The sequence below is a fragment of the Pseudomonas sp. Pseusp18 genome (assembly GCF_059506005.1).
On sequence record NZ_CP169240.1, the window covers coordinates 5,324,322 to 5,344,710 of the forward strand.

16 protein-coding genes are annotated in these 20,389 nt (G+C 58.9%); all 16 read right to left on the reverse strand.

Features of this window, described 5'->3' with window-relative positions:
- Window positions 1–142 precede the first annotated feature (142 nt).
- The 16 genes from kdsA to uppS all read right to left on the reverse strand — a co-directional run bounded on the left by kdsA (window position 143) and on the right by uppS (window position 20,387).
- Window positions 143–988, reverse strand: a complete 846-nt coding sequence (kdsA, locus tag ACEN9A_RS23915) for a 3-deoxy-8-phosphooctulonate synthase (RefSeq protein WP_015093773.1) — start codon at window positions 986–988, stop codon at window positions 143–145.
- A 5-nt stretch (window positions 989–993) separates the two neighbouring features.
- Window positions 994–2,625 carry a CTP synthase gene (gene pyrG / locus ACEN9A_RS23920; protein WP_258671050.1) on the reverse strand — a complete coding sequence of 544 codons (1,632 nt, stop codon included), beginning with the start codon at window positions 2,623–2,625 and terminating at the stop codon, window positions 994–996.
- Between the two features lie 274 nt (window positions 2,626–2,899).
- Window positions 2,900–4,228, reverse strand: coding sequence for a tRNA lysidine(34) synthetase TilS (tilS, locus tag ACEN9A_RS23925; protein ID WP_258671051.1), 1,329 nt, complete (start codon window positions 4,226–4,228; stop codon window positions 2,900–2,902).
- Window positions 4,229–4,378: 150 nt separating this feature from the next.
- Window positions 4,379–5,326, reverse strand: coding sequence for an acetyl-CoA carboxylase carboxyltransferase subunit alpha (locus ACEN9A_RS23930; protein WP_018927007.1), 948 nt, complete (start codon window positions 5,324–5,326; stop codon window positions 4,379–4,381).
- A 150-nt stretch (window positions 5,327–5,476) separates the two neighbouring features.
- Window positions 5,477–8,998 carry a DNA polymerase III subunit alpha gene (gene dnaE, locus ACEN9A_RS23935; RefSeq protein ID WP_258671052.1) on the reverse strand — a complete coding sequence of 1,174 codons (3,522 nt, stop codon included), beginning with the start codon at window positions 8,996–8,998 and terminating at the stop codon, window positions 5,477–5,479.
- Window positions 8,999–9,080: 82 nt separating this feature from the next.
- Window positions 9,081–9,722: a ribonuclease HII gene (gene rnhB, locus ACEN9A_RS23940; RefSeq protein WP_258671053.1), complete on the reverse strand. Its 642-nt coding sequence runs from the start codon at window positions 9,720–9,722 to the stop codon at window positions 9,081–9,083.
- Complete coding sequence (gene lpxB / locus ACEN9A_RS23945) at window positions 9,722–10,849, reverse strand: lipid-A-disaccharide synthase (protein WP_019581019.1); 1,128 nt, start codon at window positions 10,847–10,849, stop codon at window positions 9,722–9,724. The genes rnhB and lpxB overlap by 1 nt, the downstream gene beginning before the upstream one ends.
- 2 nt (window positions 10,850–10,851) lie before the next feature.
- Window positions 10,852–11,628: an acyl-ACP--UDP-N-acetylglucosamine O-acyltransferase gene (lpxA, locus tag ACEN9A_RS23950; protein ID WP_007940512.1), complete on the reverse strand. Its 777-nt coding sequence runs from the start codon at window positions 11,626–11,628 to the stop codon at window positions 10,852–10,854.
- Window positions 11,625–12,065 carry a 3-hydroxyacyl-ACP dehydratase FabZ gene (gene fabZ / locus ACEN9A_RS23955; protein WP_007940511.1) on the reverse strand — a complete coding sequence of 147 codons (441 nt, stop codon included), beginning with the start codon at window positions 12,063–12,065 and terminating at the stop codon, window positions 11,625–11,627. The genes lpxA and fabZ overlap by 4 nt, the downstream gene beginning before the upstream one ends.
- 109 nt (window positions 12,066–12,174) lie before the next feature.
- The gene (gene lpxD, locus ACEN9A_RS23960; protein WP_258671054.1) at window positions 12,175–13,230 is read right to left on the reverse strand and encodes a UDP-3-O-(3-hydroxymyristoyl)glucosamine N-acyltransferase; all 1,056 of its coding nucleotides are present in this window, start codon (window positions 13,228–13,230) and stop codon (window positions 12,175–12,177) included.
- Between the two features lie 3 nt (window positions 13,231–13,233).
- Window positions 13,234–13,737 carry an OmpH/Skp family outer membrane protein gene (locus tag ACEN9A_RS23965; RefSeq protein WP_007940508.1) on the reverse strand — a complete coding sequence of 168 codons (504 nt, stop codon included), beginning with the start codon at window positions 13,735–13,737 and terminating at the stop codon, window positions 13,234–13,236.
- A gap of 45 nt (window positions 13,738–13,782) precedes the next feature.
- Window positions 13,783–16,161 (reverse strand): outer membrane protein assembly factor BamA, encoded by a 2,379-nt coding sequence (bamA, locus tag ACEN9A_RS23970; RefSeq protein ID WP_018927013.1) that lies wholly within the window; start codon window positions 16,159–16,161, stop codon window positions 13,783–13,785.
- A 72-nt stretch (window positions 16,162–16,233) separates the two neighbouring features.
- Window positions 16,234–17,586, reverse strand: a complete 1,353-nt coding sequence (gene rseP / locus ACEN9A_RS23975) for a sigma E protease regulator RseP (protein ID WP_413388175.1) — start codon at window positions 17,584–17,586, stop codon at window positions 16,234–16,236.
- Window positions 17,587–17,638: 52 nt separating this feature from the next.
- Entirely contained in the window at window positions 17,639–18,829 is a 1,191-nt protein-coding gene (ispC, locus tag ACEN9A_RS23980) for a 1-deoxy-D-xylulose-5-phosphate reductoisomerase (RefSeq protein ID WP_019647806.1), read from the reverse strand.
- Window positions 18,826–19,632, reverse strand: coding sequence for a phosphatidate cytidylyltransferase (locus tag ACEN9A_RS23985; RefSeq protein WP_018927016.1), 807 nt, complete (start codon window positions 19,630–19,632; stop codon window positions 18,826–18,828). Before ACEN9A_RS23985 ends, ispC begins: the two co-directional genes overlap by 4 nt.
- Window positions 19,632–20,387 (reverse strand): polyprenyl diphosphate synthase, encoded by a 756-nt coding sequence (gene uppS, locus ACEN9A_RS23990; RefSeq protein ID WP_007940503.1) that lies wholly within the window; start codon window positions 20,385–20,387, stop codon window positions 19,632–19,634. Before uppS ends, ACEN9A_RS23985 begins: the two co-directional genes overlap by 1 nt.
- Window positions 20,388–20,389: the final 2 nt, after the last annotated feature.

Genomic DNA, 20,389 nt, shown 5'->3' on the forward strand with positions numbered 1-20,389 from the left:
AAAGTTGACGAAAACGACGCAGCTGAAGGAAATCTTTTATCGTCGGCAAGCGACAGACAACGGGCAGGCTTGCGGACGATAAGGCTCAAGCCCGAGGGCTTGAGCATTTATACCGTGCGGTACTTTACCGGAGAAATGAGGTTTACGCGGTTTCTACCGTCGGAAAACTCTTCACCAGTTCGTCCAATGCTTTGAGCTGGGCCAGGAAAGGCTCCAGTTTGTCCAGACGCAAGGCGCAAGGGCCGTCGCATTTGGCATTGTCCGGGTCCGGGTGCGCTTCGAGGAACAGCCCGGCCAGCGACTGGCTCATGCCAGCCTTGGCGAGGTCAGTGACCTGGGCACGACGACCGCCGGCGGAATCGGAGCGACCGCCAGGCATTTGCAGCGCGTGGGTCACGTCGAAGAACACCGGGTATTCGAACTGCTTCATGATGCCGAAGCCGAGCATGTCGACCACGAGATTGTTGTAGCCGAAGCTCGAACCACGTTCGCAGAGGATCAACTGATCGTTACCGGCTTCCACGCACTTGTTCAGGATGTGTTTCATTTCCTGAGGCGCGAGAAACTGGGCTTTCTTGATGTTGATCACCGCGCCGGTCTTGGCCATCGCGACCACGAGGTCGGTCTGGCGCGACAGGAAGGCCGGCAACTGGATGATATCGCAGACTTCAGCGACGACCGCGGCCTGATCAGGCTCGTGGACGTCGGTGATGATCGGTACGCCAAAGGCTTGCTTGATGTCCTGGAAAATCCGCATGCCCTCTTCCAGGCCAGGGCCACGGTAAGAGGTCACAGAAGAACGGTTCGCCTTGTCGAAACTGGCCTTGAACACGTAAGGGATACCGAGTTTTTCGGTGACCTTTACGTACTCTTCGCAGACCTGCATCGCCATGTCACGGCTTTCCAGCACGTTCATGCCACCGAACAGCACCATTGGCTTGTCGTTGGCAATCTCGATATCGCCTACGCGGATGATCTTCTGCGCCATCAGGTTTACGCCTTCTTCTGGTGTTGAGCCAAAGCGGCTTTAACGAAACCGCTGAACAACGGGTGACCGTCGCGTGGCGTCGAGGTGAACTCTGGGTGGAACTGGCAAGCGACGAACCATGGGTGATCCGGTGCTTCAACCACTTCAACCAGCGCGCCATCACCGGAACGACCGGAGATTTTCAGGCCGGCCTCAATGATTTGCGGCAGCAGGTTGTTGTTCACTTCGTAGCGATGACGGTGACGCTCGACGATCACATCCTTGGCGTAGCAATCGTGCACCAGGGAACCTGGCTCAAGCAGGCAGTCCTGAGCGCCAAGGCGCATGGTGCCGCCCAGATCGGACGATTCGGTACGGGTTTCGACGGCGCCGGTGGCATCTTCCCACTCGGTGATCAGACCGACCACCGGGTGACCGCTGGTGCGATCGAACTCAGTGGAGTTGGCATCTTTCCAGCCCATGACGTTACGAGCGAACTCGATAACGGCCACTTGCATGCCCAGGCAGATACCCAGGTAAGGAACCTTGTTTTCGCGAGCGTATTGAACGGCAGTGATCTTGCCTTCAACACCACGCAGACCGAAGCCGCCCGGTACCAGAATCGCGTCGACGCCTTCCAGCAGAGCAGTGCCCTGGTTTTCGATGTCTTCGGAATCGATGTAGCGCAGGTTGACCTTGGTGCGGTTGCTGATGCCGGCGTGACTCATCGCTTCGATCAGCGACTTGTAGGCGTCCAGCAGTTCCATGTACTTGCCGACCATGGCGATGGTGACTTCGTGCTCCGGGTTCAGCTTGGCATCAACCACCGCTTCCCACTCGGACAGATCGGCGCTGTCGCATTGCAGGCCGAAACGCTCGACGACGAAATCATCCAGGCCCTGGGAGTGCAGAATGCCCGGGATCTTGTAGATGGTGTCGGCGTCTTCCAGCGCGATCACCGCACGTTCTTCAACGTTGGTGAACTGCGCGATCTTGCGACGCGAAGAAATGTCGATCGGGTGATCGGAGCGGCACACCAGCACGTCAGGCTGCAGGCCGATGGAACGCAGTTCCTTGACCGAGTGCTGGGTTGGCTTGGTTTTGGTTTCGCCGGCAGTGGCGATGTACGGCACCAGTGTCAGGTGCATCAGCATCGCGCGCTTGGCGCCGACTTCGAAACGCAATTGACGGATCGCCTCGAGGAACGGTTGCGACTCAATGTCACCCACGGTGCCACCAATCTCGACCATGGCCACGTCGGCATCGCCGGCGCCCTTGATGATCCGGCGCTTGATTTCGTCGGTGATGTGCGGGATCACCTGAATGGTTGCGCCCAGGTAATCACCACGGCGCTCTTTGCGCAGGACGTGTTCGTAGACACGGCCAGTGGTGAAGTTGTTGTTCTGGGTCATGGTCGTGCGGATGAACCGCTCGTAGTGGCCCAGGTCCAGGTCGGTCTCGGCGCCGTCGTGGGTGACGAACACTTCACCGTGCTGGAACGGGCTCATGGTGCCCGGGTCAACGTTGATGTACGGGTCCAGCTTCAGCATGGTGACCTTAAGTCCCCGCGCCTCCAGGATGGCCGCCAATGAAGCCGAGGCAATGCCTTTCCCCAATGAAGAAACAACACCGCCCGTGACGAATATGTAGCGCGTCATGAAAAACCCTAGAAGTCTGCGTTAAAGCGGTCCGAGCCGCCGGGGAAAGCGAAGGAAGGCCGAAGCCCCCGATCACCTGCATTAATCACAGTGCACCTTTCAAAAAAACCGCCGCGTTGGGACAGACCGGAAGATGAAACACCGGTAGGTTGCTCGCTACACATTTTTTGGAATCGCCCAGCAAAGACTGCTTGGTAATCGGCAACTCCTGCGATTCAGGCGAATCCACAGAAGTTGTATCAAGAAGGGAGCGTAGTCTACCGGAAAGCCCCTTTCAGCTCAAACCTTGATCTTCGATCGGCGGCTGCCAATGCAAATACCAGCCACTGCACTCACTGCCATTCAGCCCCCGCAGGTTCGCCACCGCCAGCAATTGCGGGCCCTTGTAGACCAGCGGCAATCTGCCACGGGCGAAGCCCGGCACACCGCTTTCGTTGAGCAAACGCTTCAAGTCACGGTGACCGCGATCGGGCAAACTCATGACTTCGCCGCCCTGACGATAGCGGATCTGCAACGGGCCATCGGGGATCTGGCCGGTGAGTGTGAGCACGCCATTATCCGGTAACGCCAGCAATACCGCGGGGTCAGCCCAGGACACCGGGGATGGCGGAGTGCGCAACCATCCACCTGACAACCACCAGAGACGCCCACCAGCGCGATGCAGTTCGCCCGCCGCCAATCGCCAGATCGGACGTGCATCGCCGGTCGCATCGCGCAAACTCTCCCAACCCGACCAATGGTCACTGTCTGGCAAAGATGTCAGCGGTTTGAGCCAATGACTCAGGGCATTGCGCTGGCGTGCATCAGAGAGCTTTTCCAGGGGCGCCAGTTCCAGCGACGGCAACCCCAGCCAATCGAAATCACTGACGGTGCCGGCCTGGGCCAGATCAATTTGCGCCAGGTCGTCGAGCAACCCCTGCGCCTCACTCAGATGCGCAGCGCTGCGAGCTATGGTCGCCACTGCTTGCGGCCAGCGCGCGGTCAACACGGGGAACACCTGATGACGCAGGTAATTGCGCGAGAACTGCCGGTCCTGATTCGACGGATCTTCGATCCAGTTCAGCTGATATTCCGTGGCGTAGGCCTCAAGCTCGGCGCGAGTGACATCAAGCAGTGGTCGCAGCAGATGCCCATGCCCCAAAGGACGCTCACTCGGCATCCCCGACAAACCTCTCACCCCTGCCCCGCGCATCAGCCGAAACAACAGGGTTTCCGCTTGATCGTCACGGTGCTGACCTGTGAGCAGCACTTCACCGGCGTGAGTCGCCGCGATGAAGGCGCCGTAACGCGCATCCCGCGCCGCACGCTCAAGGCTCGCGCCGGGTTCAACCTGAACACGCACAACCTCCAGCGGCACACCCAACGCATCACAGACCGACTGACAATGCTCCGGCCACGCATCAGCCGCAGCCTGCAGGCCGTGGTGGACATGTATGGCGGTGAGCGCCGGCAAGGATTCGGTTTTTGCGAGGTACGCGAGAAGGTGCAGCAGGACGGTGGAATCGAGACCACCGGAGAAGGCGATGCGCCAGGTTGTGGCGTTACGCCACGGAACCAGCCCCTGGAGAAGCCTGGCTGGCAAATCAATCGTCTTAGGGCTCATAGACGTCAGTCGCTTCACATAGACCCATTGTGGGAGCGAGCCTGCTCGCGAAGGCTGCTTAACAATCAACATATTTGTTGATTGTTATACCGCAATCGCGAGCAGACGAACGTCGCCCGGCTCTTCCCACAAGGCTATAGCGCGATCAGATCAGAGACCGTAGCTCATCAGACGCTCGTAACGACGGGCCAGCAGCGCGTCGTTGTCGAACTTCTTCAGCATCGCCAGTTGCGAGCTCAGCTCGGCGCGGATCGAGGCAGCGGCAGCGGCCGGATCACGATGAGCGCCGCCCAACGGCTCGCCGATCACTTTATCGACAATGCCCAGACCCTTCAGACGCTCGGCAGTGATGCCCATCGCTTCAGCGGCATCCGGGGCTTTCTCGGAAGTTTTCCACAGAATCGAAGCGCAACCTTCCGGCGAAATCACCGCGTAGGTCGAATATTGCAGCATGTTCAGCTGATCGCAGACGCCGATTGCCAGCGCACCACCGGAACCACCCTCACCGATCACAGTGGCGATGATTGGGGTTTTCAGGCGAGCCATGACGCGCAGGTTCCAGGCAATCGCTTCGCTCTGGTTGCGCTCTTCGGCGTCGATGCCAGGGTAAGCGCCCGGGGTATCGATAAAGGTCAGGATCGGCATTTTGAAACGCTCGGCCATTTCCATCAGGCGGCACGCCTTGCGGTAGCCTTCAGGGCGCGGCATGCCGAAGTTGCGGCGAACCTTCTCACGCACTTCGCGACCTTTCTGGTGACCGATAACCATCACCGGCTGGTCGTCCAGGCGAGCAACACCGCCAACGATGGCAGCGTCGTCGGAGAAGTGACGGTCGCCGTGCAACTCATCGAACTCGGTGAAGATGTGTTCGATGTAGTCCAGGGTGTACGGACGTTTCGGGTGACGCGCCAGACGCGCGATCTGCCAGCTGGTCAGCTTGCCGAAGATGTCTTCGGTCAGCGTGCTGCTCTTGTCCTGTAGGCGGGAGATCTCATCGCCGATATTCAGCGAATTGTCATTACCGACCAAGCGCAACTCTTCGATCTTGGCTTGCAGGTCGGCGATCGGCTGTTCGAAATCTAGAAAATTCGGGTTCATAGGCGTCCGTCTAGGGTCGCGTCCAAGAAAGCTTGGGCCGGCCGGTTGTCTATTCGCGCCCTACCTTAAGGGACAGGCGCGTTCAGGTCGAGATTAAAAATTCGGGTCGGGATCAGGCGTGTTCCCATGGTAAGGAATGGCGCCTGACCGTCAACGGTATTGGAGGAAGACGTTGTCTCGCCCGAACTGGTCACGCAGGGCTTGAATCAAGGCATCCGCCGGGTCGATCCGCCAGGTCTCGCCAAACTGCAACAAGGCCTTCGCATCGGGGCTGGTGTAGTCCATGGTGATCGGGCACGCACCGCGATGACGCTTCAACAACTCGCCCAACCAGCGTAGCTGATCGCCCTTGAGGTCCTTTGCATGCAACTTCAGGCGCAGGCTTTCGGCCAGGTTGGTGCGCGCATCTTCCATGCTCATCACCCGCTTGACCCGCAACCGCAGGCCACCGGAGAAGTCGTCGTTGCTGACTTCGCCTTCGACCACCACCATCGCATCGGTCTGCAACAGTGACTGCGCGGAATGGAACGCATCGGCGAACAACGAGGCTTCGATCCGCCCGGAGCGGTCGTCGAGGGTGATGAAGCCCATCTTGTCGCCCTTTTTGTTCTTCATCACTCGCAGGGCGATGATCATGCCCGCGACCGTTTGCGTGTCGCGAGCCGGCTTCAGGTCGATGATGCGCTGACGGGCGAAGCGACGGATCTCGCCTTCGTACTCGTCGATCGGGTGGCCGGTGAGGTACAGGCCCAAGGTGTCTTTCTCGCCTTTCAGGCGTTCCTTGAGGGTCAGTTCCTTGGCCTTGCGGTGATTGGCGTAGACGTCGGCGTCTTCTTCAACAAACAGACCGCCAAACAGATCGGCATGCCCACTGTCGTGGGTACGAGCGGTTTGTTCGGCAGCCTTGATCGCCTCTTCCATGGCCGTCAACAACACCGCGCGGTTGCGGTCGATGTTGGCCTGATAGGCTTTCTGCTCATCGTGGAAATACGGACCAAGGCGGTCCAGGGCACCACTGCGGATCAAGCCGTCGAGGGTGCGTTTGTTGATACGCTTGAGGTCGACCCGGGCGCAAAAATCAAACAGATCCTTGAACGGCCCGTCTTGCCGCGCCTCGGTAATCGCTTCGACCGGGCCTTCGCCCACGCCCTTGATCGCGCCCAGACCGTAAATGATGCGGCCTTCGTCGTTCACCGTGAACTTGAACTCCGAGGTGTTCACGTCCGGCGCGTCGAGGCGCAGCTTCATGGTCCGCACTTCTTCGATCAAGGTCACGACCTTGTCGGTGTTGTGCATATCCGCCGACAGTACCGCGGCCATGAACGGCGCCGGATAGTGGGCTTTCAGCCACGCGGTCTGGTACGACACCAGGCCGTAGGCAGCGGAGTGGGATTTGTTGAAGCCGTAACCGGCGAATTTTTCTACCAGGTCGAAAATGTTACCGGCAAGGTCAGCGTCGATATTGTTGGTGGCGCAACCTTCAATGAAACCGCCGCGCTGCTTGGCCATTTCTTCGGGTTTTTTCTTACCCATGGCTCGACGCAACATGTCCGCACCGCCAAGGGTGTAACCAGCCATGACCTGGGCAATCTGCATCACCTGTTCCTGATACAGGATGATGCCGTAAGTCGGCGCCAATACCGGCTTGAGGCCTTCGTACTGGTAGTCCGAGTGCGGGTACGCGAGTTCGGCGCGACCGTGCTTACGGTTGATGAAGTCGTCCACCATGCCCGATTGCAGCGGGCCCGGACGGAACAGGGCCACCAGTGCGATCAAGTCTTCCAGGCAGTCGGGCTTGAGCTTTTTGATCAGCTCTTTCATGCCCCGCGACTCGAGCTGGAACACCGCGGTGGTTTCGGCTTTTTGCAGCAGCGTGTAAGTCGGTTTGTCGTCCAGCGGGATGAACGCAATGTCCAGCGGCGGTTCGTTGACCTTGGCGCGGTCGCGGTTGATGGTTTTCAGTGCCCAGTCGATGATCGTCAGGGTCCGAAGCCCCAGGAAGTCGAACTTCACCAGACCGGCAGCCTCGACATCATCCTTGTCGAACTGGGTTACCAGACCGTCGCCCGCTTCGTCGCAATAGATCGGCGAGAAGTCGGTCAGCTTGGTCGGCGCGATGACCACACCACCGGCGTGTTTACCGACGTTACGCACAACGCCTTCGAGCTTGCGCGCCATTTCCCAGATTTCCGCGGCTTCTTCATCGACCTTGATGAAGTCGCGCAGGATTTCTTCCTGTTCGTAGGCTTTTTCCAGGGTCATGCCGACTTCGAACGGAATCATCTTCGACAGACGATCCGCCAGGCCGTAGGACTTGCCCTGCACCCGCGCCACGTCACGGACCACAGCCTTGGCCGCCATGGAACCGAAGGTGATGATCTGGCTTACCGCGTTACGGCCGTACTTCTCGGCCACGTAATCGATCACGCGGTCGCGACCGTCCATGCAGAAGTCGACGTCGAAGTCGGGCATGGAAACCCGTTCCGGGTTAAGGAACCGTTCGAACAGCAGGTCATATTCCAGCGGGTCAAGGTCGGTGATCTTCTGCACATAGGCCACCAGCGACCCGGCACCCGACCCCCGGCCAGGCCCCACCGGCACGCCGTTGTTCTTGGCCCACTGGATAAAGTCCATCACGATCAGGAAGTAACCGGGGAACCCCATCTGGATGATGATATCCAGCTCGAAATTCAGCCGGTCGACATAGACCTGACGCTTGGCTTCGTAGTCTTCGGTGGTGTCTTTGGGCAGCAGAACCGTGAGGCGCTCTTCCAGACCGTCGAAGGAAACCTTGCGGAAGTACTCGTCGATGGTCATGCCATCGGGAATCGGGAAGTTGGGCAGGAAGTGCTTGCCCAACTTCACTTCGATGTTGCAGCGCTTGGCGATCTCGACCGTGTTCTCCAGCGCCTCAGGCAGGTCGCTGAACAGCTCGGCCATTTCCTCGGCGCTTTTGAGGTATTGCTGATCGCTGTAATTCTTCGAACGCCGCGGATCGTCGAGGGCGCGGCCTTCACCGATGCAAACGCGGGTTTCGTGGGCTTCGAAGTCTTCCTGCTTGATGAAGCGCACGTCGTTGGTCGCCACCAGCGGCGCGCCGATTTTCTCGGCCAGGGCCACTGCACCGTGCAGTTGTTCTTCGTCGTTGGGGCGGTTGGTGCGCTGGATTTCCAGGTAGAAACGATCCGGGAACACCGCCATCCACTCGCGAGCCAGGGTTTCGGCTTCGTCCGGGTTGCCGCCGAGCATCGCCAGACCGATTTCACCCTCTTTCGCCGCCGACAGCATGATCAAGCCTTCGCTGGCTTCGGCCACCCACTCGCGCTCGATGATGATCGAACCATTGCGCTGGCCGTCGATGAAACCACGGGAGATCAGTTCGGTGAGGTTGCGATAACCCGTGGCGTTCATCGCCAGCAGGCTGATCCGGCTCAAGGGGTTGTCCGGATCCTTGTTCGACAGCCACAGGTCGGCGCCACAGATCGGCTTGATCCCGGCGCCCATGGCGGCTTTATAGAATTTGACCAGGGAACACATATTGTTCTGGTCAGTGACCGCCACGGCAGGCATGTTCATGCCGACCAGGGTCTTGACCAGCGGTTTGATCCGCACCAGACCGTCGACCAGGGAATATTCAGTGTGCAGGCGTAGATGAACGAATGAAGCCGGCATAGTGATCCTGTCTAGAAACTAGAAACGTGAAGACAACAAGGCCCGGATTGTACCGGGCCTTGAGTAAAACATCAGCCTGCGACTAACCCTCGATCAGGTTTTCCCGCGCTTCATACGCCAGGCGTACCGGGGCGAACGAACGACGGTGAATCGGTGTCGGCCCCAGACGCGTCAGCGCTTCCAGATGAACGGGCGTCGGGTAGCCTTTGTGGCCACCGATACCGTAACCGGGGTAAATCAGTTCGAACGCCGCCATTTCACGGTCACGGCTGACCTTGGCCAGAATTGACGCCGCCGCAATGGCCGGGACCTTGCCATCACCCTGGATCACCGCTTCGGCGCGCATCGAAAGCTTCGGGCACCGGTTGCCATCAATCATCGCCAGTTTCGGCTGAATGTGCAGGCCCTCGACCGCACGCTGCATGGCCAGCATGGTGGCATGAAGAATGTTCAACTCGTCGATTTCTTCGACTTCGGCGCGAGCGATGCACCAGCTCAGGGCTTTTTCGCAAATCTCGTCGTAGAGCTTTTCGCGGCGGGCTTCGGTGAGCTTCTTCGAATCGTTGAGGCCAAGGATCGGCCGGCTCGGGTCGAGGATCACCGCCGCCGTCACCACGGCACCGCATAGCGGGCCGCGACCGACTTCATCAACACCCGCCACCAGATCTTCAACTTCATCGACCAGCATAAAATCCAGGCCCAGCTGCTTGCTTGCTTTGCTCATTATGCTCTGCCAATCAGGTTCAGTACCGCGTCCGCTGCCTGATTGGAGGCGTCCAGTCGCAGGGTTCGGTGGATTTCGTCAAAGCCTCGGGTCTGCTCCTCGCCACCTTCGATCAGCGGCGACAGAGTCTGGGCCAGGGCTTCGACTGTCGCATCGTCCTGCAACAACTCTGGCACCAGCAGGCGCTGGGCCAGCAAATTCGGCAACGAGACGTAGGGACTCTTCACCATCCGTTTGAGAATCCAGAACGTCAGCGGTGCCAGGCGATAAGCGACAACCATCGGCCGCTTGTACAGCAATGCTTCCAGAGTGGCGGTGCCCGAAGCGATCAACACCGCGTCGCACGCCGCCAGCGCCAGATGGGATTTGCCGTCGAGCAAGGTCAGCGGCAGATCGCGACCAGCCAGCAGCTCTTCCAACTGGGCCCGACGCTCCGGACTGGCGCACGGCATGACGAATCGCACGCCCGGACGCATGGCCCGCAGGCGCTGAGCAGTGTCGAGGAACAACGCACCGAGGCGCCCGACTTCACCGCCACGACTGCCCGGCATCAGGGCAACCAACGGCCCGTCCGGCAAACCGAGCTCAGCCCGCGCGGCGGCACGATCGGCCTCAAGCGGGATCGCATCGGCCAGGGAATGCCCGACAAACCGTACCGGCACGCCCTTCTCTTCATAAAATTTAGCTTCGAACGGGAACAGCGTCAGCATCAGGTCGCAACCTTCGCGAATCTTCAGCACCCGCTTCTGTCGCCAGGCCCAGACCGACGGGCTGACGTAATGCACGGTCTTGATCCCGGCCTGACGCAGCTTGAGTTCGATATTGAGGTTGAAGTCCGGGGCATCGATACCGATGAACACGTCCGGCTTCTCGGCGATCAGGTCCGCAACCAGTTTCTTGCGACGGGCCAACAGCTCGCGCAAACGGCCCAGCACTTCCACCAGCCCCATGACAGAAAGGCGTTCCATCGGGAAATACGAGGTCAGGCCTTCGGCCTGCATCAGCGGACCGCCGACACCAATGAACTCGACCGCCGGATGCTGTGCCTTGAGCGCACGCATGAGACCCGCACCCAGAATGTCACCGGAAGCCTCACCCGCCACCAGCGCAATACGCAGATTGGCCATGATTAGCGGGTGATGCCGCGGGTCGAAGACTGGATGGAATCACGGAACACCGCGACTTCCGGGAACTGCAGCGAGGGTTCGGCCAGCTCGGCGAGCGCTTGCTCGACTGTCAGGCCCTGGCGGTAAACCACCTTGTAGGCACGACGCAGCGCGTGGATCGCATCTTCGCTGAAGCCGCGACGGCGCATGCCTTCGAAGTTCATGCTACGAGCTTCAGCGGGGTTGCCGAATACCGTGACGTACGCTGGAACGTCTTTGCCAATGGCAGTGCCCATGCCGGAAAAGCTGTGGGCGCCAATGTGGCAATACTGGTGAACCAGGGTGAAGCCGGACAGGATCGCCCAGTCTTCAACGTGCACATGCCCCGCCAACGCGGTGTTGTTGACCAGGATGCAATGATTGCCGATAACGCTGTCGTGACCGATGTGGGCATAGGCCATGATCAGGTTGTGATCACCCAGGGTCGTTTCCGAACGGTCCTGAATGGTCCCGCGGTGAATCGTCACGCCTTCACGGATGACGTTGTGGTCACCGATGACCAGACGGGTTTCCTCGCCCTTGTATTTCAGATCGGGCGTGTCCTCACCTACCGAAGAAAACTGGTAGATGCGGTTGTGCTTACCGATTCGGGTCGGGCCCTTGAGAATCACATGCGGCCCGATCACTGTCCCCTCGCCGATTTCCACACCTGCGCCGACAATCGACCAAGGGCCGACTTCGACGTCGTCGGCCAGGATGGCCGTCGGATCGATGATTGCGCGAGGGTCAATCAAACTCATAGTTTGCGTTCCGCACAGATGATTTCAGCGGAGCAGACTGGCTTGCCATCGACCGAAGCCTGGCATTCGAACTTCCAGATCTGACGCTTGCAGCTGATGAACTTGGCTTCAAGAATCAATTGATCGCCCGGCAGCACAGGCTGACGGAAGCGCAGCTTGTCGGAGCCGACGAAGTAGTAAAGCGTGCCATCGGCCGGTTTCACGTCGAGCATTTTGAAACCAAGGATCCCGGCAGCCTGAGCCATTGCTTCGATGATCAGTACGCCCGGCATGATTGGATGCGCAGGGAAGTGACCATTGAAGAACGGTTCGTTGATGCTGACATTCTTGTAGGCGCGAATGCGCTTGCCTTCCACATCCAGATCCACGACCCGGTCCACCAGCAGGAACGGGTAACGGTGAGGCAGGTATTCGCGAATCTCGTTGATGTCCATCATTTCGGGGGGAAGCCTATGTAAAGATTGGGAGCGCGCGACTGACGCGCACTCCTCTAGCAAATCAAGGGAGGCAGTCTAGCGGCTGTGCACACTTGATATGGAAATGGTATCAGCCATCTGATGAAGCATTACCGTCAGGGGTCACGTCCCCTACACGCTTTTCCAGCTGTCGCAGACGTCGCGCGATGTCATCGAGCTGACGGATACGTGCCGCGCTTTTGCGCCATTCGGCTGCCGGTTGCATCGCCGTACCGGAAGAATAGGAACCCGGCTCGGTAATCGAGTGAGTCACCATGGTCATCCCGGTCAGGAAAACGTTGTCGCAAATGTCGATATGCCCCACCAGCCCTACGCCACCGGCGAGCATGCAATGCTTGCCGATTTTGGTGCTGCCGGAAATTCCCACGCACGCGGCCATGGCCGTGTGGTCACCAACCTGGACGTTGTGGGCAATCTGAATCTGGTTGTCGAGCTTCACACCATTACCAATGACGGTATCGGCCAGCGCGCCACGATCGATAGCGGTATTTACGCCTATTTCCACGTCGTCTCCAATCGAGACGCCACCGATCTGGGCAATTTTCTGCCAGACACCTTTCTCGTTGGCAAAACCGAAGCCTTCACCACCGAGCACGGCACCGGATTGAATCACCACCCGTTTGCCGATGCGCACGTCGTGATACAGCGTGACGCGCGGGGCCAACCAGCCGCCCTCGCCAATTTCGCAGCGTGCACCGATGAAGCAATGCGCACCAACGGTCACACCGGCGCCAATACGCGCCGCACTTTCGATGACCGCAAAGGCACCGATGCTCGCCGCCGGATCGACCACCGCATCCACTGCCACTACCGCTGTCGGATGAATACCGGCCGGCGCCTTGGGCTTGGGATCGAACAGATGGGAAATGCGCGCATAAGCCAAATATGGATCAGCCACCACCAGCGCATCACCAGCAAAACCTTCAGCGTCAGCGGCCTTCAGCAACACGGCTGCGGCCTGACTGTCAGCCAGGTATTTACGGTATTGAGGATTTGCCAGAAAGCTCAACTGAGCTGGGCCAGCCTCTTGCAAAGTGGCCAGCCCAGTAATTTCTTTCTCCGGGTCGCCACGTAAGGTGGCGCCGAGGAACTCGGCCAGCTGGCCGAGCTTTATAGTCGCTGTCATGGGTTACTTCAGCTGATTCATGCGCTCGATAACCTGGCGAGTGATGTCGTACTGAGGCTTGACATCAATCACTGCGCCACGCTCGAAGACCAGGTCATAAGCACCTTTCTTGATGACTTCTTCCACAGCGCTGTCCAGTTTCGGCTTGAGCTGCTTCAGCATTTCACGGTCGGCAACGGCTTTGGCTTCGTTCAGCTCCTTGGACTGGAACTGGAAATCACGGGCCTTTTGCTTGAACTCGAGCTCCAGACGTTCACGCTCGCCTTGCTGCATCTTGTCGCCACCGGCCATCAGACGGTCCTGGATACCCTTGGCGCTGCTTTCCAGGCTCTTGAGCTTGGTCAGTTGCGGGCCGAATTTTTTCTCGGCATCCACGGCGTATTTCTTCGCCGCATCGGATTCCAGCAGTGCCATCTGATAGTTCAGAACGGCGATTTTCATGTCGGCAAAAGCCGGACCTGCAACCAGCACGGTCGCCAGGAGAACCAATTGAGTCAACTTACGCACGATGCACTCCTACAAAATCCATTGTCATTATCTTGGGTCAGACGCTTAGAACGTCTGGCCGAGGGAGAATTGGAACACTTGAGTCTCTGCATTGCTGTCCGGTTTTTTGACCGGCATCGCCAAGGCGAAGCTCAACGGACCAAGGGCGGTAACCCATGTCACACCGACACCCACCGAACTGGCCATATTGCTCAGGCTGACGTCGTTACACTGAGTATTGGACTTGGAACCATCGGCGTTGGTGCTCTGCTTGCAAGTCGAATCGAACACATTACCCACGTCCCAGAATACCGAAGTGCGCAAGGAACGCTGATCTTTCACGAACGGCATAGGGAATAGAACTTCTACACCACCCTGAATCAGGACGTTACCACCAAACGGCAGTGGATCCTGGTCCGGGTCGGTTGCGGTGCCCGGGTTCACGCCCCGGCTCGGCGTACTACGAGGCCCCAGGGTGCTGTCCTTGAAGCCACGAACCGAGTTGAAACCACCTGCGTAATAGTTTTCATAGAACGGCAAGCCGTCGGTCGAACCATAACCATCGCCATAGCCCAGCTCGGTGTGGAGGCGCATGGTGTAGTTTTCAGACAACGGCTGGAACAATTGACCGCGATAATCGAGCTTGAAGAACGACAAGTCGCTGCCCGGTGTCGTGGCTTCCGCGGTCAAGCTCTGGGAGTGACCACGGGTCGCCAGTACCCCTTTGTTCAAGGTGGATTCAGACCAACCGGCCGATGCCTTGAAGTTGAGGTACTGATCACCTTCCTTGTTAACGAAGTCGAAGATTTCGTCGACGGTGTAAAGACCCGTCTTGATCTTGTCTTGTTGTGCAGACAAACCAAACGTCAGACGCGAAGTCTCGCTGATCGGGTAACCAACGTTGACACCTGCGCCCAGGCTGTCTACGGCGTAGCTGGCTACGTTGACATCGAGGTCTTTGTAGTCGGTCGTACGATAGAAAGCGTTGTAACCCAGGCTCACACCGTCAGCAGTCCAGTAGGGGTCGACATAACCAAAGTTATAACGGCTTTGGTACTGACTGCGAGTCAAGCCGATGCTGACCTTGTTACCGGTACCCAGGAAGTTGTTCTGAGTGATCGAACCACCAAGGATCAGACCGGCGCTCTGGGCGAAACCGACGCTGGCGGTAATCGAACCGGAAGCCTGCTCTTCAACGCTGTAGTTCACGTCAACCTGATCGTCGACACCCGGCACGGCCGGCGTTTCGACGTTGACTTCCTTGAAGAAGCCCAGACGTTCCAGACGGGTCTTGGATTGGTCGATCAGGTAGGTCGAAGCCCAGCCGCCTTCCATCTGACGCATTTCACGGCGCAGCACTTCGTCTTCGGACTTGGTGTTGCCACGGAAGTTGATGCGGTTCACGTAAGCACGCTTGCCCGGATCGACAGCGAACGTGATATCGACCGTGTGATCTTCATCGTGAGGCTGAGGCACGCCGTTGACGTTAGCGAAGGTGTAACCCTCGTTACCCAGGCGGCGGGTGATCAGTTCGGAGGTGGTGGTCATCAGCTTGCGCGAGAACACCTGGCCTTTCTGCACCAGCAGCAGGGACTTGACCTGGTCTTCAGGCACTTTCAGGTCGCCGCTGAGCTTCACGTCACGAACGGTGTACTTCTCGCCTTCGTTGACGTTGACGGTGATATAGACGTGTTTCTTGTCCGGGGTGATGGACACCTGGGTCGAAGCGATATCCATATTGATATAGCCACGGTCCAGGTAATAGGAGCGCAGACGCTCCAGGTCACCGGAGAGCTTTTCACGGGCGTACTTGTCATCGTTCTTGAAGAACGACAGCCAGTTGCTGGTCTTGAGTTCGAACAGGTCGATCAGGTCTTCATCAGGAAAGACCGTGTTGCCCACCACGTTGATGTGCTGGATCGCCGCTACGGTGCCTTCGTTGATGTTGACCTTCAGGGCAACGCGGTTACGCGGCTGCGGTACCACTTCGGTGTCGACGGTAGCCGAGTAGCGGCCCTGAGCGACGTATTGACGCTGCAGTTCGTTACGCACACCTTCGAGGGTCGCGCGCTGGAAGATCTCGCCTTCGGCCAGACCGGACTGTTTGAGGCCCTTCATCAGGTCTTCAGTGGAGATCGCCTTGTTGCCTTCGATCTCGATACTGGCGACCGACGGACGCTCGACTACAGTGATGACCAGGACGTTGCCTTCACGGCCCAGCTGGATATCTTGAAAGAACCCGGTTTTGAACAGCGCACGAGTGGATTCCACCAGGCGACGATCATCCGCCTGCTCGCCGACGTTCAACGGCAAGGCACCAAAGACACTACCCGCGGAGACCCGCTGGAGGCCATTGACGCGAATATCAGAGATAGTGAAGGACTCGGCGTGAACTTCGGCGATCATCAATACGGTGAGAACCGCAGTTAGCAGCAGACGTTTCATGAAGTCCTTTCTTATTCCAACTGGCAATAAAAACTGCCGCAAAATGCGGCAGATTCGCAATTCAGCGAAGCGTTACAGTCGACCCAGATCATTGACCAGAGCAAGCAACATCACCCCGACCACCAAACTGATACCGATCTGTATCCCCCAACCTTGCACCCGATCCGACAAGGGACGACCACGCGCCCACTCGATCAGATAAAACAACAAATGCCCCCCATCCAGTACAGGAATGGGCAGCAAATTCAGAACACCCAGGCTAATACTCAGATAAGCAAGGAAATTCAGGAAATCAGCGACGCCCGACTGGGCAGAAGCGCCCGCCACTTTAGCAATGGTTATCGGTCCACTCAAGTTTTTTACCGAGAGCTCGCCGAACAACATTTTCTTGAGCGAGTCGAGGGTCAGTACGCTCATGGTCCAGGTGCGTCGGGCACCCTCCCCAATCGCGGCCACCGGACCGTAACTGACTTCGCGAATCATCTCTGGTGGCCAATCGACCGCTTTCACCCCTGCGCCCAGATAGCCACTGGGTGCCTTGCTCTCGCCGCGCGTGGCCAGCGTCACAGGGACGTCGATTTGAGCACCGTCGCGCTCAACGCGCAGCATGATTTTGGTATCTGGATGCAAACGGACGATGTCGACTACTTGCTGCCAGTCATCCAGTGCCTTGCCATCAAGGGCCAACAGACGGTCACCGGCCTTCAGTCCCGCAGCCTTCGCAGGCCCTTTCGGATCAATTTCGGCCAGCACCGGCGGCAATGCCGGACGCCAGGGGCGAATACCCAGCGAGTGAATAGGATCCGGCTCGTTAGCACCCTTGAGCCACTTGTCCAGCACCAGCTCACGAGGCGAATCCACGGTGGAGCCTTGTTCGCGGACCAGCACTTGAAGGGAACCGCTCTCGCCCAGGCGGCGGACCAGTTGCAGGTTCACCGCAGCCCAGCCGGAAGTTGGCTCGCCATCGATGGCAATAATTTCCTGCCCCGGGCTCAAACCTGCCCTGGAGGCGATACTGCCGGATTCGACCGCGCCGATAACCGGGCGCACCTGCTCGCTGCCCAGCATTGCCAATGCCCAGAAAAACACCATCGCCAATAGAAAGTTGGCAATCGGACCGGCTGCCACGATAGCAATGCGCTGACGGACGGACTTGCGATTGAAGGCGTGATCGAGCTGATCGGCCGGCACCTCACCCTCGCGCTCGTCGAGCATTTTCACGTAGCCACCCAGCGGGATGGCGGCAACCACGAATTCAGTGCCTTTGCTGTCGTGCCAGCGCAGCAGCGGCATGCCGAAGCCCACGGAGAAACGCAGCACTTTGACCCCACAGCGACGTGCGACCCAGAAATGGCCGAATTCGTGGAAGGTGACCAGCACGCCCAGCGCTACCAGGGTGCCGACAATCATATAGAGCGCGCTCATCTACTTTCTCCGCAATCCTATCGGTGCTGCATGGGCCAACGTATTGCAGCACTTATCGGCCGTGACGACTCAACCATTGCCCGGCCAGTACCCGTGCTTTCGCATCGGCCGTAAACACTGCCTCGAGATCATCAACCGCAACCACAGGCTCGAGGTTCAATACTTCCTCGATAATACTCGCGATTTCCAGATAGCGAACCCGTCCGTCGAGAAAGGCCGCCACAGCCACTTCATTCGCGGCATTGAGCATGGCCGGCGCGCTGTTACCAGCCTCGGCGGCTTGACGCGCAAGGCGCAGGCAAGGGAAACGCTCTTCATCGGGTGCCTGGAAATCCAGGCGAGCGATGGCGAACAGGTCCAACGGAGCAACACCCGAGTCGATCCGCTCTGGCCAGGCCAGGGCATTGGCAATCGGCGTGCGCATATCCGGATTACCCAACTGCGCCAGCACCGAACCATCGATATAGTCGACCAGCGAATGAATCACGCTTTGCGGGTGAATCACCACTTCGACCTGAGAGGGCGTAGCGTCGAACAGCCAGCAGGCCTCGATCAGCTCGAGCCCTTTGTTCATCATGCTGGCCGAATCCACCGAAATCTTGCGCCCCATGGACCAATTCGGGTGAGCACACGCTTGCTCGGGGGTAACATGCGCCAGTTCGGCCAGGGGCGTCTGCCGGAATGGACCACCAGAGGCTGTCAGCAAAATCCGGCGTACACCGACCGCACCCAAACCACGGGAGAAATCCTGCGGCATGCACTGGAAAATCGCGTTGTGTTCGCTGTCGATAGGCAGCAGTACCGAACCGCTTTTACGCACGGCCTGCATGAACAGCGCACCGGACATCACCAGCGCTTCTTTATTGGCCAAAAGAATCTTTTTGCCGGCCTCGACCGCCGCCAGGGTCGGACGCAAACCCGCCGCCCCGACGATCGCCGCCATCACTGCATCGACTTCTGGATCCGAGGCAATCTGACACAAGCCCTCCTCTCCCACCAGAACACGGGTCGACAGGCCAGCCGCATGCAATTCGTCCTGCAAGCCTCGGGCAGCGCCAGATTCCGGCACGACCGCGAAACGTGGCGTATGACGCACGCACAGCGCAAACAGCTCACTCAAACGAGTGAAACCGCTCAAGGCGAATACCTGATAGCGTTCGGGGTGACGGGCGATGACGTCCAGAGTGCTCAGACCAATCGAGCCGGTCGCCCCCAGCACGGTAATCTGTTGTGGGCGACTCACGATGCCGCCATCCACAGCAGCACGGCGAACACCGGAATCGCCGCTGTCAGACTGTCGATGCGGTCCAGCACACCGCCGTGCCCCGGCAGCAGATTACTGCTGTCCTTGATCCCCGACTGGCGCTTGAACATACTTTCAGTGAGGTCGCCCACCACCGAAATGAACACAATGATCGCAGCACCGAACAGGCCCATCAGCATCTGAGCGAAACTCCAGTCCCGCGCAAAACCGACGATTGCCGTGATCACCAGGCTCAGCAGCAAGCCGCCGTACACGCCCTCCCAGCTCTTGCCAGGGCTGACCTGTGGTGCCAGCTTGCGCTTGCCGAAGGCTCGACCGGAAAAGTACGCACCGATATCGGCGCCCCAGACCAGCACCATCACGGCCATGATCAGCCAGTTGCCCAAGGGCTCCTGCTTGATCAGGATCAAACCTTGCCAGGCCGGCAGCAGAATCAACAAACCGATCGCCAGTTTGCAGGCAGCGCTGGCCCAGTGTTCGCTGGACCGTGGATAAGTCAGCACCAGATAGGTGGCCACGCCCCACCAGAGCACCGAGGCGCCCAGCACCCAAGGCGCGAGCCCCGGCAGGATATGCATGACAAACAGCATCAACGCGACCACAGCCGCAAAAGCAACACGGATCGCTTGGCCAGCAAAACCTGCCAGGCGTGCCCATTCCCATGCCCCCAGCGTCACCACCAGCCCGATAAACAGCGCAAAACCGGACCCTTCAAGCAGGAAAAACCCGCACAGGGCAATCGGCAGCAGAATCAGTGCCGTGATGATTCGTTGTTTAAGCATTAAACCCGGGCTCCAGACTCGACCTGCTCGCTCGTTTTACCGAAGCGACGCTGGCGAGAAGCGAAATCAGCCAGCGCATTGCGCATGGCGTCGTGTTTGAAGTCCGGCCAGAACAGGTCGGAGAAGTACAACTCGGCGTAAGCCAGTTGCCACAGCAGGAAGTTACTGATGCGATGCTCGCCACCGGTACGGATGCACAAGTCCGGCAACGGCAGATCGCCGGTCGCCAGACAGGTTTGCAACAGCTCGGGAGTGATGTCTTCAGGGCGCAGATGCCCGGCCTGAACTTCACGCGCGAGACGCTGCGCGGCCTGCGCGATGTCCCACTGACCGCCGTAGTTGGCGGCAATCTGCAGGATAAAACGATTGGCGCCGGCAGTCATCGCCTCGGCTTCACGCATGGCAGCTTGAAGCTCCGGATGAAAACGCGAACGGTCGCCGATGATGCGCAAACTGATGTTGTTGTCGTTCAGGCGCTTGGCCTCGCGACGCAGCGCCCTGAAGAACAGATCCATCAAGGCACTGACCTCATCGGCCGGGCGCTGCCAGTTCTCACTGGAGAATGCAAACAGGGTCAGTACCTCAACCCCGGACTCCGCACACACCTCGATGACCGCACGAACAGCATCCACACCCGCTTTATGCCCGGCGACACCCGGCATAAAGCGCTTTTTCGCCCAACGATTATTACCATCCATGATGATCGCGACATGGCGCGGCACCGCGGACGGCGCAGTCTGCTTGGTCTTGTCCATTT

Excerpts from the sequence above, each read along its gene's own strand:
- lpxB (WP_019581019.1), bottom strand. The coding sequence starts at position 10,849 with ATGGCCAATCTGCGTATTGCGCTGGTGGCGGGTGAGGCTTCCGGTGAC.
- pyrG (WP_258671050.1), bottom strand. The coding sequence starts at position 2,625 with ATGACGCGCTACATATTCGTCACGGGCGGTGTTGTTTCTTCATTGGGG.
- uppS (WP_007940503.1), bottom strand. The coding sequence starts at position 20,387 with ATGGACAAGACCAAGCAGACTGCGCCGTCCGCGGTGCCGCGCCATGTC.
- rseP (WP_413388175.1), bottom strand. The coding sequence starts at position 17,586 with ATGAGCGCGCTCTATATGATTGTCGGCACCCTGGTAGCGCTGGGCGTG.
- ACEN9A_RS23930 (WP_018927007.1), bottom strand. The coding sequence starts at position 5,326 with ATGAACCCGAATTTTCTAGATTTCGAACAGCCGATCGCCGACCTGCAA.
- fabZ (WP_007940511.1), bottom strand. The coding sequence starts at position 12,065 with ATGATGGACATCAACGAGATTCGCGAATACCTGCCTCACCGTTACCCG.
- lpxA (WP_007940512.1), bottom strand. The coding sequence starts at position 11,628 with ATGAGTTTGATTGACCCTCGCGCAATCATCGATCCGACGGCCATCCTG.
- dnaE (WP_258671052.1), bottom strand. The coding sequence starts at position 8,998 with ATGCCGGCTTCATTCGTTCATCTACGCCTGCACACTGAATATTCCCTG.
- tilS (WP_258671051.1), bottom strand. The coding sequence starts at position 4,228 with ATGAGCCCTAAGACGATTGATTTGCCAGCCAGGCTTCTCCAGGGGCTG.
- ACEN9A_RS23985 (WP_018927016.1), bottom strand. The coding sequence starts at position 19,632 with ATGCTTAAACAACGAATCATCACGGCACTGATTCTGCTGCCGATTGCC.
- bamA (WP_018927013.1), bottom strand. The coding sequence starts at position 16,161 with ATGAAACGTCTGCTGCTAACTGCGGTTCTCACCGTATTGATGATCGCC.
- rnhB (WP_258671053.1), bottom strand. The coding sequence starts at position 9,722 with ATGAGCAAAGCAAGCAAGCAGCTGGGCCTGGATTTTATGCTGGTCGAT.
- kdsA (WP_015093773.1), bottom strand. The coding sequence starts at position 988 with ATGGCGCAGAAGATCATCCGCGTAGGCGATATCGAGATTGCCAACGAC.
- lpxD (WP_258671054.1), bottom strand. The coding sequence starts at position 13,230 with ATGACAGCGACTATAAAGCTCGGCCAGCTGGCCGAGTTCCTCGGCGCC.